The sequence below is a fragment of the Claveliimonas monacensis genome (assembly GCF_014982975.1).
In the GTDB taxonomy this organism is placed as follows: Bacteria; Bacillota; Clostridia; order Lachnospirales; family Lachnospiraceae; genus Claveliimonas; species Claveliimonas monacensis.
Window position 1 is genome coordinate 326,496 of record NZ_JADCKL010000002.1, and the last position, 13,220, is coordinate 339,715.

Sequence of the window (13,220 nt, forward strand, 5' to 3'; positions counted from 1 at the left end):
CTATCACGCAGAAAGCGCTCTGTGGTTTTCTCTCCACAGAGCGCCCACTCATCTGTCACAGATGAAATCCTTATTTTTCAATGTGATACATTTCTTTCACTGTGCGGATAAACCGCTGCGCGGATTTGGACAGAGGATGATTCTTATTGTACACAAGATTCAGGTCTCTCCCGTCATCCGCTTCAGGTATGGGAAATTCCAGCACCCTGCCACTCTCCACCTCGTTTTTGGCCGCCAGTCTGGACAGGATGGAGATGCCCATCCCCTGCACCACTGACTTTTTGATGGTCTCCTGATTGGCGATGCTGGCAATGATGCGCAGCCTTTCGGAGCGGATTCCCAGATGGCGCAGCTGCTTTTCCGCCTCCTTGCGGGTTCCGGATCCCTCCTCACGCATGATCACGCTCTCTTCCTGTATCCAGTATATATCGCTTCCCATCCGCTTATATTCCCGGTATTTTTCCGTGTTTGGCGTGATCACCACCAGCTGGTCTTTGTAGAACGGAATGTATTTGCAGAATTTCTTCTCAAGCACAGTGCCCGTAAAACCGATATCCACGGAACCTTCCGCCACCTGTTCTGCTACCTGAGAGCTGTCCGACTCAATAATCCTCAGCTGTTCGCCGGGATGCTTTTCATTGAATTTTGTCAGGATGTCCGGAAGAAGATATTCTGCAGGGATCGTGGAGGCCGCGATCGTGACGCATTTTGGTTCCTGCTCGTCATGCCTTCCAAACTCTTCTCTTATTTTTTCTGTCAGATCCAGGATCTGGCGCGCATAGGTGTAGAGCTTCTGTCCCTCCGGAGAGAGCGACACTTCTTTTGTGTTCCGCACAAAAACCCGGGTATCCAGTTCTTTTTCCAGAGATGCAATGTGGGCGCTGATGGTGGGCTGTGTCAGGAACAGCTTTTTCGCAGCTTTCGAGAAACTGCCGGACTGCGCCACTTCCACAAATGCTTCCAATTGTTTTAAATTCATCAGTATGCTACCCTTTCACTTTCCGCGCCCGTCTTTCTGGTCACCTTGACAGTATCCATATACTCCAGAATAGGCTTTGCGCTTTTTCTGCTTGTCTGGAACATGTCCCGGACCTGGGCGATTGATATGACAGGCTCTTCTTTCAGTTTCTCACGGATCCGCTCTTTTGCCTGCTCCATGTAGGATGACAGCGTATACATCTCCTCTGTCACCTTCACAATCTTATTTTCTTCCAGAAGGATGTTCAGAATATCGTCCTCCACCTCCTGGCTTACATTCTTCACGGGAATCTCACCGTAACGCACGAAATCAAATCCCGCTTTTTCCATGGCGCCAAGAAGTGCCGCTGACACCTGGTCATAGGTCTTGTCCTTGCGGACCTGATACTCCGGTGTGGAGAGGAACTCATCCGTCCTCTTAAGCACCCCTTCCGCCTCCAGTCTGTCTATATAGAGGTCAAATATATTGGGCCTGATCTTCCGGAAATGGCTGGTGTGTATCTGCGCCTTCTTCACACCATAGCGATAGGGATATTTCTCCTCGTAGTCCCGCATCTCGCCAAGGATCATCTCCCGGGCTTTCATCTCAGCCTGCCTGTGCCAGACATAGGAATCTTTGCGCATGGGGAATACAAGAATCCTGCCTTCTTTTTCCAGCTCTTCCACATCCCGGGCGATTTCCTCCCCGGTAAGGGCTGTCAGCTTTGCCAGTTCCGCCAGGGTGATCATCGTCTCCCCGTGGGATCTGACGTGCATCTCCACCACGTCCGCTGTTGAGCCCGACTCTTTCCTCTCCAGGTCCTCGATGACCTGCTGCTGGAAGCGCCTGTGGACAGAAGGGTTAGGCTCCAGGATCACGCCGCCTCCGATGGTCTCCATGGGCGAGTAGAAGCGGACCACAAACTTGTCCCCCTTCTTCACCGCGATCTCTTCCTCCAGGCGAAGCTGCACGTAGCCGCTCTCCCCCGGCCCCAGTTCTTCCTTGTCCAGAAGGACGGCGCGGCAGAGGATCTCGCTTGTCCCAGTAAAAAGGTGCAGCCTTGTATGGTTTGTCAGCACCCGCATGGAAGAGTCCAGGATCTGCATCTTAACATCCAGAAGATCCGTGTTTTTCATGCTGTCGGGAGGCGCCAGGACACAGCCTCTGCTTATCTCCCTCTTCTTGATGTTAGAGAGGTTGATGGCGACACGCTGTCCTGCGTAACACTTGTCCACATCTTCTCCGTGCACCTGTATACTGCGGATCTTGCTGCTCTTTCCGATGGGGTACATCTCCAGTGTATCGTCTTTTGTGATGGTACCGCTCAGGAGCGTTCCTGTAATGATAGTCCCAAAGCCGGACAGAGAGAAGGCTCTGTCTATGGGAAGACGGGGAATGGTGGCTGTATCTTTCTCCTCCACCTCTTCCTCCGCCATCTTCTGGATCACGTCCACCAGGTGGGGAAGGCCTTCCCCGGTAGCCGCCGACACCCGGACAACCGGCGCCTTTTCCAGGAATGTACCTGCAAGCTCTTCCCGGATTTCCTCTTCCACCAGCTCCAGCCAGTCCTCCTCTACCAGATCACACTTATTGAGGACAATAATACTCTTCTCAATACCCAGCAGGTTCAGGATATCCATGTGTTCCCGGGTCTGGGGCATGATACCCTCATCTGCCGCCACCACAAGGAGCACCATATCCATGCCCACCACGCCGGCCACCATGTTGTTGATAAATTTCTCATGGCCCGGCACATCGATAATACCGGCCCGGTCTCCTCCCGGCAGGTCAAACCAGGTAAAGCCCAGATCTATCGTAATCCCCCGGCGCTGCTCTTCCTCCCACCGGTCCGTGTTTCTGCCGGTAAGGGCCTTGATGAGTGTGGTCTTGCCGTGGTCGATATGTCCGGCTGTTCCGATAATGATATGCTTCACTGCTCCAGCACCTCCAGTTCTTTCAGCTCCCGCGCCGTCAGATCCGCATCCTCCGCTGACACTGTACGCATATCCATGAGGATGGTATCATTGACAGTCCTTGGTATGATGGGAACTGGGAGATGGCGCATCCGCTCCTCCAGCTCAGGCACAGAGATCTTCTCCGGCGCAATGGCCACGCCCCAGCTCTCAAGTCTCTCCATCGGCAGGGAGCCTCCGCCGATCTGGGACTGGCAGGGTACCAGGCTGATCCCGGCCGGAAGGCCCAGTCTTCGAAGCTTCCGGGCAAAGGAGGCCGCAGACTTCTTCACGTCCTCAGCCGGGCGGGTGATCATCCGCAGAACCGGAATGTTCTGCACCGCCTTCTCCTCCGACAGGTACTCATGGAGCACCAGCTCCAGGGCCGCAGCCGTGAACTTATCGATCCGCAGCGCCCTGGTAAGCTGGTTCTTCTTCATCATGTCAATATACTTCTTTCTGCCCACGATAATACCTGCCTGGGGGCCGCCCAGCAGCTTGTCCCCGCTGAAGCAGACCACGTCCGCTCCCTTTTCTATGGAGCTGCGCACCGTGGGCTCGTATGTAAGCCCGTATCTGGACAGGTCGATGAGGACACCGCTTCCCAGATCCTCGATGACCGGGATGTCTTTTTCCCTTGCAAGGGGGATCAGTTCATCGATATCCACTGTCTCTGTAAATCCCACAATACGGTAGTTGCTTGTGTGAACCTTGAGGAGGGCTTTTGTCTCCTCCGTCACCGCCTCCTCGTAGTCTGAGAAATGGGTCTTATTTGTAGTCCCCACCTCCACAAGAGAGGCGCCGCTTTGTTCCATCACATCGGGAATACGGAACTTGCCGCCGATCTCCACCAGCTCGCCTCTGGAGACCACTACCTCCCCGCCTTTCGCCAGGGAGCTTAAGATCAGCATCACAGCCGCCGCATTATTGTTGACAGCCATGGCAGCCTCCGCGCCGGTCAGGCGGCAGAGCAGTTTCTCAAAGTGGGAGTATCTCTCTCCTCTCCTTCCCGCCTCAAGATTGTACTCCAGGTTGGAATATCCGCTGACAAGATCCGCCGCTCTCCTCATGTGTTCACCGGAAATAGGGGCACGTCCAAGATTTGTGTGAAGGATCGTTCCCGTCCCGTTGACTACTTTCTTCATATTCGGCGTATTGATGGCCTGCACTCTGGCCTCAATATACTTTACAAGAAGACCGGTTCTCTCCTGCGCCTTCTCTTCCTCCTGGCAGGTTCCGATAAAGGCCCTGAGGGCGTCTGTCTCGAGCCGTATGGCCTCCATGACAGTCTCCCTGCTGTAGTCCCTGATCAGCTCCTGTATTTTCTCGTCCGCAAGCAGAATGTCCACCTTGGGTATGCTGCGGTATAACTTACTTTTATCCATATTCCCTTCCTCGCATCCTGTTGGATCTGACCGCTAAGACAGGACGATCAGCTTGTCGCTTTTTGGTCCTACCTTTCCGATCACGGATACTTTTGTATCCATATGCGCGTGCTCAAAATCACGCATCACATTTTCCAGATCTTCCGGCGCCACAGACAGGAGAAGTCCACCCGATGTCTGCGGATCGTACAGAAGATCGATATAATGTTCCTCCACGCCCCCGGTCTCAACCTTGTTCATAGAGTAGCCCCTGTTCTTGTATGCTCCGGCCGGGACAAGGCCCATCTTTGCATAGTCTATGGCATCCTCCATGTAGGCGATGTCGTGGACGCGCAGTTCAAATGTCACTTCACTGGCCTCTGCCATCTCCACACAGTGGCCCAGAAGCCCGAACCCTGTGATATCCGTGCAGGCAGATACCCGGTATCTCTCCGCCACTTTCTTTGCCTTTTTATTCAGAGAGGCCATCACTGTCTGAGTCTCTCTTATAGCGGAAGGAGACGCCATCTCAGCTTTCACAGCCGTGTTGACGATGCCGCTTCCGATCTGCTTGGTAAGTACCAGGATATCCCCCGGTCTGCATCCGTAATTTTTGAATATCTTCTGCGGGTGCACAAAGCCGGACACGCACAGCCCGTACTTGGGCTCATCGTCCTGAACGGAGTGTCCGCCTACCAGGACAGCGCCGGCCTCTTTCACCTTGTCTGCACCCCCCGCCAGGATGTCTCCCAAGATAGCAGGGTCGAGACAGTTGGGGAATCCCACGATATTCAGGGCCACCGCGGGCTCACCGCCCATGGCCCAGACATCACTCAGGGAGTTGGCCGCCGCGATCTGGCCGAACATGTAGGGGTCGTCCACAATGGGCGTAAAAAAGTCCACTGTCTGGATCATGGCGATATCGTCTGTCACTTTATAAATGGCTGCATCGTCGGACGTCTCAATGCCGACGATCAGGTTGTCATCCTGGAATTTTGGCAGCTTGCTCAGAACCTGGGCAAGGGTCTCCGGACCTATCTTGGCCGCTCAGCCTGCCGTCTTGCTAAGTGTGGTCAGTCTGACATCTGATTTCATAATAAAAATATCCTCCTTCGCTCTCCCGTCCCGTTTATGGGCGCAGGATCTTAGCAGCGCCGGCCATCGTCTCCACGATGCTGTACATATTTGTCACAGATCCCACTGCCAGCTTCTCTTTCAGTCCGTAATAGTCCAGGCATGTACCGCATGTCTGGATCTCCACGCCCTGTGCCTCCAGGGATTTCAGATCCTCCAGGCAGTCTGAGCCTTCACATGTGAGTGTAGCGCCGCCGTTATAGAATAACATGGTCTTCGGCAGTTCCTCAAGCTGTGTCACTGCAAAAATGAAGCTTTTTGCCAGAACTTTTCCAAGTTCGTCATTTCCCTCTCCCATCCGGTCGGAAGCCATGACAACGATCATGTTTCCTCTTGCATCGGGAATGCAGGCTGTATCCTCCGCTGCGTCAGATGCGGCCGGAGCTCCCTCCATCTGGATCGTCACTTTGTATTCTCCTTCTCCCAGCTTCTCGGATGTCACTTTTCCGCCGCTTGAGGAAGCCATCTTTGTCACGTTCTGTACAGAGATTTCGTTATCAACCAGAACCTCGATGGTCTCCGGGCCTGTCAGGGCCTGCATGGCCTTCTTTGTCTTGATAACCGGTACCGGACACTTGTCTCCCATTGCATTTACTGTGATCATACTGTATTCCACCTTTCTTTTGCGGGCTGACGCCACTTATAGAAACATTCTATCACTGATAGTGCAAAAGGTAAAGGTCATATCCATAATATTCCACAAATTTCGCAAACATATTCCCAATAGAATTGAAGGCATGCGCAAGGTATGCTATAATTCTCCGCACAAGAGACATGTTACTAATCAGGAAACGAGGTTGATATATATATGTGGATAGCTGATAACTGGAAAGATTACGAGGTACTGGACTGCAGTCAGGGCGAAAAACTGGAACGCTGGGGGGATTATCTCCTGATCCGGCCGGACCCCCAGGTCATCTGGGATACCCCAAAGACACTGAAGGGCTGGAGGAAATGCAATGCCCACTATCACCGCAGCAAGAAGGGCGGCGGAGAGTGGGAATTCTTCGACCTCCCCTCCCAATGGGCCATCCACTACCGGGATCTGACATTTAATCTGAAGCCCTTCAGCTTCAAGCACACCGGACTTTTCCCGGAGCAGGCTGCCAACTGGGATTGGTTTTCTGAAAAGATCAGACAGACAGGGCGGCCTGTCAAGGTACTGAACCTTTTTGCCTACACTGGCGGCGCCACTTTGGCTGCAGCTGCGGCAGGAGCTGCGGTGACCCACGTGGACGCCTCCAAGGGTATGGTCACCTGGGCGAAGGAGAATGCTGTCTCCTCCGGTCTGAAGGACGCGCCCATACGATGGCTGGTGGACGACTGTACCAAGTTCGTAGAGCGGGAGATCCGCCGCGGAAACCACTACGATGCCATTATCATGGATCCGCCTTCCTATGGCAGGGGACCCAAGGGAGAGATCTGGAAGATCGAGGATTCCATCCATCCCTTTATCAAGCTCTGCACAAAGCTCCTGTCAGACCAGCCTCTCTTCTTCCTTGTGAATTCCTACACCACAGGGCTGGCCCCTGCTGTACTCACTTATATGCTGAGCACAGAGCTGAAGGACTTCGGAGGACACGTAGAATCACAGGAGATTGCTCTGCCTGTGACATCCTCAGGACTCTTCCTTCCCTGCGGCGCTTCCGGACGTTGGGAAGTATAGGCGCGCACCTTTTTTACCGGACTGTGGCACAATAAATGGTTTTTTTTGCACTTTCAATGATTTTCCATGTAAAGCAGTTGTTTTTCTTTTGTTTGTCTGGTACATTGGAACTATGTTGAATGTAAAGATTATAAAAAACCCGGATGAACTGAATATGACTACTCCCCACGAGATCACGCATCTTCTGTGGGGCACCAGATCCATTCCCCGCACGTATGTTTATATTGGCTTTGTGCCGGGGGATGGATTTTATGTACGTATGGTATGTGAGGAGAAAGATCCAAGGAGGACTTACACAGAACCCCAGGATCCTGTTTACCAGGACAGCGCCATGGAGGCTTTCCTTCTCTTTTCACATGACGGGCAGGCGCCCGGCACATACCTGAATTTTGAGATCAATGCCAATGGCGCACTTCTGGCGGCCTACGGTCCCAACCGCACTTACCGCTCCTATTTCTCACCGGAAGAATTCCGGCACTTCCGCCCTGCAGCTGAGGTGAAGGAGGACCACTGGAGCGCTTCGGTGCATATTCCACTGTCGATCCTGGAGCATATATACGGGCCACTCGACTTGAAGAAGGGAAGCACTTTTTACTGCAACTTCTACAAGATATCCGAGAGCCAGGATATCGAGCATTATGCGGCTTACGCCCCCATCAGCTCCCCTGTCCCGTCGTTCCATATGCCGGAATATTTTGCAGAGTCGGTTCTCGAATAACAGAGAAATATTTTTTGAGGAGGATATATCTATGAAAATCTACAAAGCTACTGACTACCGCGACATGAGCCGCAAAGCGGCAAATATCATTTCTGCCCAGATCATTATGAAGCCTGACTGTGTGCTGGGTCTTGCCACAGGCTCCACTCCCATCGGTACATACGAGCAGCTGGTGGACTGGTACAAAAAGGGCGATCTGGATTTCTCCGGAGTCACTACAGTCAATCTGGATGAGTACAAGGGGCTGACAAAAGACAATGACCAGAGCTATTACTACTTTATGCACAGCAACCTTTTTGATCATGTAAATATTCTTCCGGAAAACACACATCTTCCGGACGGTACAGAGCCAGACAGCGCCAAAGAATGTGCCCGCTATGAGAGCCTGATCCAGTCTCTGGGCGGTGTGGACCTGCAGCTTCTGGGACTTGGACACAACGGCCACATCGGATTCAATGAGCCGGGTGCAGCGTTTGAGAAAGAGACCCACTGTGTGGATCTCCAGGAGAGCACCATCGAGGCCAACAAGCGCTTCTTCAACTCTGCCGACGAGGTACCGCGCCAGGCCTACACCATGGGCATCAAGACCATCATGCAGGCAAAGAAGATCCTTGTGGTAGTTAATGGCGAAGGAAAGGCAGATATTGTAAGAGACGCCTTCTTCGGTCCGGTCACTCCTTCCGTTCCGGCCTCCATCCTTCAGATGCACAACGATGTGACTCTGGTAGCTGACGCCGCCGCTCTCTCAAAGATGCCAAAGCTGAAATAAAAAGCCATATAAAAAGCATGGACAGGAAGTAGCTCTTGAAGCATCTCTTCCGCTGTCCATGCTTTTCTTTTGTCTCATTTTCCCTTACTTCTTTCCCTCCAGGAGTCCAATCACCTCCGTCAGGTCCCGGCACACCCGGAAGGCCAGCCTCTTTAGCTCCTCATCCGGCTGCACCAGGTCCGGCACCATGACTGCCGTCATGCCTGCGGCGGATGCGGACCGGATGCCATTGGGCGAGTCCTCCAGTGCCATGCTCCGCTCCGGCGCTGTGCCCAGAAGGGCGCAGGCCTTCAGGTAGATCTCCGGGTCCGGCTTGGCGTTCTCCACCATATCGCCAAACATAAAGCCGTCGAAATAGGAGTAGATCCCTCCCCGCTTCAGCATGTAGGTGGAGTGCTCTCTTCGGGAGGAGGTGGCCACCGCCATCCTGTATCCGTTCTCCCTCCCGTAGGAGAGGAGCTCCAGGACTCCCGGCTTCAGAGGCACGCCCTCCGTCTCCTCGATCTGCCTGTAATACCGCCTCGTCCGTTCGGCGAATTCCTCCATGGGAAAGTCCGGTCCAAAGACTCTGTGAAAAAATTCCGTCCTGCTCTTCAGGTTCATGCCCAGAGTGTGGTAGATCTGCTCCCCCACCTGGCCTGCTCCCAGCTCCTCTCCAGCCATGTTCCAGGTTCGCTGCACAACTCGCTCTGAGTCAAACAGAAGTCCGTCCATGTCAAACACCAGGGCTTCTATACTCCCCTGCCTTCCGGCGCCCATCAGAATTCAATCCCCTGTCCCAGGGCGTCCTTCAGGTAGCTGGTGACGTCCTCCAGCTTCCGGATCATCTCCTGCTTCTCCTCCCAGGCATCCCCTGTCATCTCTTTGTTCACAAGTGCGTTTTTTACGTGTTTCAGTTCACGGATCAGTTCTTCTGTCATAACAGCGTCTCTCCTTCGCTCATCGTTTTTCCCGGGACGGAAGACCGTTGTCCGCCAGTCCCATTTCCCGCTTCAGCGGTTCATCGGGGATATCCTTCGCCTCGTCCACTCGCTTCCAGAAATGGGTGAGGGCAAAGGCTGTCCGGCTTCCAAAACGGAGTCTTCCGATCTCTCCGTTCATCCCAAGGCTTCTTGTGCCAAGCCAGTATTCTGTGAGCATCCAGCACACTGCAACCAGCGCCGCCGCAAAAAGAATGATCAAAAGAATTTCTCTCGTCATAGCTTCCGCCTCCCTTCTTATCTTTGTTTTAATTGTAGTTCCTTTTTCTGTAATAGTCAATTATTTATCTGATAATTACTGTTTTTATTTTTGTTTATTACACTCTTTTCTCCTGCCTGTTTTTCCTGAAAGTGTTATAATAGAGAAGTCGGCGGCGCATCGGAGGCATCCGTCTCCGCAGACAGACAGTTCGGCGTCCGTCAGCGGCGCCGTATTTTCAGAAAGGAATGACAGCATTGAACAGATTAACTACCTACATTCTGAAGCGCTATCTGCTCCTTCTTGCGAGCCTGGCCATCATGGCCTTCGGCGTGGCCTTTTCCATCAAGGCGAGCCTTGGCACTTCTCCCATATCAAGCGTACCCTATGTGATCAGCCTCTTCTCCCCTCTGACTGTGGGGACGGCCACCATTGCCATGCACTGCGTCTTTATCCTGCTGCAGATCCTGATCCTGCGAAAAAATTATCATCCCATCCAGCTCATGCAGCTCCCGGTAGCCTTTTTCTTCGGCTATCTGACGGACTTCGGCGTGTGGGCCGTGCAGGGCATCTCCTGCCACACATACTGGCAGCAGTGGATCGTCTGCCTCATCGGCATCCTGCTGGTAGCCGCCGGCGTCAGCCTGGAGGTGAAGGCCGGCGTGGTGGTGCTGGCCGGAGAAGGGGTTGTGCTGGCCATCTGCAGGGCAGTCCCCTCCCTCAAGTTCGGCTACATGAAGGTGAGCTTTGATGTGACTCTCGTCGTCATCGCCTGCATCTTATCCATCAGCTTTACGGGCCGTCTCCAGGGGGTCCGGGAGGGAACCGTTGCCGCGGCCGTCATGGTGGGGCTCATCGCCAGGCAGTTCGGCAAGGTGCTGGCCAGATGGAAGCTGGAGGACGAGCAGAGCTCGTAAAGCACTGACCGGGCCGGGGACGGGCAGGCTGTGTAAAGGTTTTTATGGACGGATCTTAGCGCAAAATGTATAATCAAAGTATCTTTACCAGAAGACTGTAAATTGAAAAAAATCTATGAAAGGACGGACACTGCCATGAAATGCCCTTACTGCGGTCAAGAGACTCCCGACGACTCCACCTTCTGCGCTGAGTGCGGCGAAAGACTGGACGACATGCCCCTGGATCCCTCCCTCGATTTTCCGGAGGACCCGGAGGAACAAAAACCCCGGGGAAAGAAAAAGACGCCCCTGCTGATCGCGGCCTACGAAAGCAGACAGTCCAAGTCAGGGGATGACTCCTCTTCCACCGATGTCTCTGCCGCAGACAGCGGCTACATTCTTCCCCAGAGCAGTGCCCGGCTCCTCACGGAGAGGGACCTGAGCGGCTTGTCCCTTAGGGAGATCAACTATGCCAAAAATGAAATTTACGCGCGCCACGGACGGATGTTCAACTCCCGGGAGCTCCAGGATTATTTCAACAGCCAGAGCTGGTACAGCGGGGCTGTCTCCCCGGAGGACTTCAGCGAGTCTGTCCTGTCCGATGTGGAGAAGCAGAACGCACAGTTCCTCTCCAGCGCGGAGTTTTCCATGGATCCAAATGGGTATCAGCTTGACGCAAACTGAGGCAAAAGGCGCAACTCTCCTGCCGGTAGATTGCCTGCTGCACCATGCGAGGGGTAAAATGGGCGCAGGAGGAATTGGCTGACAAGCTGTTTGTATCGGATAAAACAGTCAGCAAGTGGGAACCAGGCATTGTACGCGCATGAGACGGATGGGACTGAAAATCCTGCGGCAAATTCCCTGGACAGGTCAGTGCGCAGCTTCCTCCGCCAGCGGAAAAAGCTGTGGATATCTGCGTTTCTTGTCTCTCTGGGCATTGTCATCGCAGAGACTATTTTAATGCTTGCTTCCGGAATGACTGCAGCGCAGATGGGGGACAGCCTTTATGTCTCATTTGTCATGCTCCTCTTTGCGGGAGGGCTTTGCATCTTTGTCAGAGAAGTCCTGCCGCCCTGCTATGACAGGGACAGGATCAATTTTGTCTCCCAAGGCATACTCCGGATCCATATGCCCGGTCTGACATTCAACAACCGGATATCCCACCTTATTGCTAAAGTTTAAAAATATCTGCATGTGTTCCGGTATCAACAAACGTAAGTGTTAGAATGTCATTTTCAATCTCAAAAAATTTGCAAAAAAATGGTCGAAAAAATTTTTAAAAAATTAGCACTCATCCCTTGACAGTGCTAACAATAAGTGTTATAGTACAACTAGAACAAAGGAAAGGGGTTCAAAAAGGAGCGGTGCTCCGGCAGAACGAACCGCTTCCGGTGTTCCGAGAACTCGACACCTCGGATTTCTCCGACAGTGCTAACAATTACAACATATGATCTTTTGAAAGGAGATATGACTTATGATGATGCCTAGTATTTTTGGAGAAAACTTATTTGATGACTGGATGGACTTCCCATTCGACGATGATTTTGACAAATACTTCTTTGGAAAGAAGAACCCGTTATATGGAAAACATGCTAAGAATATGATGAAGACCGACGTGAAGGAGACAGACAACAGCTACGAGGTAGACATTGACCTGCCTGGATTTAAGAAGGACGAGATCAACGCCAAACTGGAGAACGGATACCTTACCATCTCCGCCGCCAAGGGACTTGACAAGGACGAGAAGGATAAGAAGGGCAAATACATCCGCAAGGAGCGCTACGCAGGTGCCATGAGCAGAAGCTTCTATGTGGGCGAGGGCGTGACCCAGGATGAGATCAAGGCCAAATACGAGGACGGTATCCTGAAGCTGACTGTTCCGAAAAAGGACGCAAAGGCTGTTGAGAAGAACGACTACATTGCCATCGAAGGATAATTTTCCAAAGGATGATTTTCCAGAGGATCATTTCCCCGGAAATGGAATGGGCGGTTCCCGAAAGGGAGCCGCCTTTTTTATGCCTTCTTTAATCATTCCATAGCAACAAAAAAACAATTCAGATATGCGAGCCTGCGACAGATCATTTCACCCCATTTTTCTCTGCCGGCTTCACGGTTAAATAGGAAGCTCCAGATAGATATCCTTTCCTTCCTTGATAGAGATTACAACCTTACCGCTCTTGATGGTCGTAACTGCTCCCTGCACGCTGGCAGCTGCCTCCACTGCCGGTGCTGCTGACGTCCCTTCAGCTGTCTCCTCCTGCGGCGCTTCTTCCTCGCCGTTGTCATCCTTGTATCCTTCCACATTGTCAGGTGTAAGAGGACATAAGGAGTCGCTTGTCTTGGTCAGCTTTGCGCCAAGCACCTGTTTGATCTTCAGGCAGCCGTCCAGAGACAGCAGTCCGGAGTCAACCAGCTCATCAAAAATGGCGGGATCTTCAAGGTTGGCGGCCTCGATGGTGATTCCTGCCTCCGCCCTGCAGCAAAGCACTGCCGGATCATTTTCATGCTGTTTTGCGGTTTCCGCTGTAATTGACATTGCCATTACCTCCTAATGTTTTTTCTATCTTTAAGTATAGTAATTTCG

Annotated in this window: 16 protein-coding genes; 7 read left to right on the forward strand and 9 right to left on the reverse strand. The window is 52.7% G+C overall.

Going from position 1 to position 13,220, the window contains the following annotated elements:
• Positions 1 to 70: 70 nt before the first annotated feature.
• Genes INF30_RS04825 through yedF form a run of 5 tightly spaced genes read right to left on the reverse strand, consistent with a single transcriptional unit; the run spans position 71 to position 6,012 of the window.
• Complete coding sequence (locus INF30_RS04825; protein WP_226394388.1) at positions 71 to 979, reverse strand: selenium metabolism-associated LysR family transcriptional regulator; 909 nt, start codon at positions 977 to 979, stop codon at positions 71 to 73.
• Positions 979 to 2,892, reverse strand: coding sequence for a selenocysteine-specific translation elongation factor (selB, locus tag INF30_RS04830; RefSeq protein ID WP_226394389.1), 1,914 nt, complete (start codon positions 2,890 to 2,892; stop codon positions 979 to 981). Before selB ends, INF30_RS04825 begins: the two co-directional genes overlap by 1 nt.
• Positions 2,889 to 4,295, reverse strand: coding sequence for an L-seryl-tRNA(Sec) selenium transferase (gene selA, locus INF30_RS04835; RefSeq protein WP_226394390.1), 1,407 nt, complete (start codon positions 4,293 to 4,295; stop codon positions 2,889 to 2,891). Before selA ends, selB begins: the two co-directional genes overlap by 4 nt.
• A 33-nt stretch (positions 4,296 to 4,328) precedes the next feature.
• The gene (gene selD, locus INF30_RS04840; RefSeq protein WP_083582630.1) at positions 4,329 to 5,369 is read right to left on the reverse strand and encodes a selenide, water dikinase SelD; all 1,041 of its coding nucleotides are present in this window, start codon (positions 5,367 to 5,369) and stop codon (positions 4,329 to 4,331) included.
• A gap of 34 nt (positions 5,370 to 5,403) precedes the next feature.
• Positions 5,404 to 6,012: a sulfurtransferase-like selenium metabolism protein YedF gene (gene yedF / locus INF30_RS04845; protein WP_226394391.1), complete on the reverse strand. Its 609-nt coding sequence runs from the start codon at positions 6,010 to 6,012 to the stop codon at positions 5,404 to 5,406.
• A 204-nt stretch (positions 6,013 to 6,216) separates the two neighbouring features.
• Between yedF and INF30_RS04850 the strand changes: the two genes are divergently transcribed.
• From INF30_RS04850 to nagB, 3 genes are all read left to right on the forward strand, one after another.
• Complete coding sequence (locus INF30_RS04850) at positions 6,217 to 7,074, forward strand: class I SAM-dependent methyltransferase (protein ID WP_226394392.1); 858 nt, start codon at positions 6,217 to 6,219, stop codon at positions 7,072 to 7,074.
• Positions 7,075 to 7,186: 112 nt separating this feature from the next.
• Positions 7,187 to 7,792 (forward strand): carbohydrate-binding family 9-like protein, encoded by a 606-nt coding sequence (locus INF30_RS04855; RefSeq protein ID WP_076781174.1) that lies wholly within the window; start codon positions 7,187 to 7,189, stop codon positions 7,790 to 7,792.
• Positions 7,793 to 7,823: 31 nt separating this feature from the next.
• Entirely contained in the window at positions 7,824 to 8,561 is a 738-nt protein-coding gene (gene nagB / locus INF30_RS04860) for a glucosamine-6-phosphate deaminase (protein WP_226394393.1), read from the forward strand.
• Positions 8,562 to 8,645: 84 nt separating this feature from the next.
• Here nagB and INF30_RS04865 read toward each other — a convergent pair whose 3' ends face one another.
• The 3 genes from INF30_RS04865 to INF30_RS04875 are packed head-to-tail and all read right to left on the reverse strand — an operon-like array spanning position 8,646 to position 9,761.
• Complete coding sequence (locus INF30_RS04865; RefSeq protein ID WP_191429184.1) at positions 8,646 to 9,320, reverse strand: HAD family hydrolase; 675 nt, start codon at positions 9,318 to 9,320, stop codon at positions 8,646 to 8,648.
• A complete protein-coding gene (locus INF30_RS04870) occupies positions 9,320 to 9,481 on the reverse strand; it encodes a hypothetical protein (RefSeq protein WP_191429183.1) in 162 nt (53 codons plus the stop codon). Before INF30_RS04870 ends, INF30_RS04865 begins: the two co-directional genes overlap by 1 nt.
• A 19-nt stretch (positions 9,482 to 9,500) precedes the next feature.
• Positions 9,501 to 9,761: a hypothetical protein gene (locus tag INF30_RS04875; RefSeq protein WP_226394394.1), complete on the reverse strand. Its 261-nt coding sequence runs from the start codon at positions 9,759 to 9,761 to the stop codon at positions 9,501 to 9,503.
• Positions 9,762 to 9,997: 236 nt separating this feature from the next.
• Here INF30_RS04875 and INF30_RS04880 point away from each other — a divergent pair, with 236 nt between their 5' ends.
• The 4 genes from INF30_RS04880 (at position 9,998) to INF30_RS04895 (ending at position 12,572) form a co-directional block, all read left to right on the forward strand.
• Entirely contained in the window at positions 9,998 to 10,657 is a 660-nt protein-coding gene (locus INF30_RS04880; RefSeq protein WP_330601250.1) for a YczE/YyaS/YitT family protein, read from the forward strand.
• 135 nt (positions 10,658 to 10,792) lie between these two features.
• The gene (locus tag INF30_RS04885; RefSeq protein WP_226394396.1) at positions 10,793 to 11,320 is read left to right on the forward strand and encodes a YARHG domain-containing protein; all 528 of its coding nucleotides are present in this window, start codon (positions 10,793 to 10,795) and stop codon (positions 11,318 to 11,320) included.
• A gap of 129 nt (positions 11,321 to 11,449) precedes the next feature.
• Complete coding sequence (locus INF30_RS04890; RefSeq protein ID WP_226394397.1) at positions 11,450 to 11,818, forward strand: hypothetical protein; 369 nt, start codon at positions 11,450 to 11,452, stop codon at positions 11,816 to 11,818.
• 292 nt (positions 11,819 to 12,110) lie between these two features.
• On the forward strand, positions 12,111 to 12,572 hold the full coding sequence (locus INF30_RS04895; protein ID WP_226394398.1) for an Hsp20/alpha crystallin family protein: 462 nt from the start codon (positions 12,111 to 12,113) through the stop codon (positions 12,570 to 12,572).
• Between the two features lie 177 nt (positions 12,573 to 12,749).
• On the opposite strand, the gene INF30_RS04900 is transcribed toward INF30_RS04895, so the two are convergent.
• The gene (locus INF30_RS04900) at positions 12,750 to 13,172 is read right to left on the reverse strand and encodes a hypothetical protein (RefSeq protein ID WP_330601251.1); all 423 of its coding nucleotides are present in this window, start codon (positions 13,170 to 13,172) and stop codon (positions 12,750 to 12,752) included.
• Positions 13,173 to 13,220 lie beyond the last annotated feature (48 nt).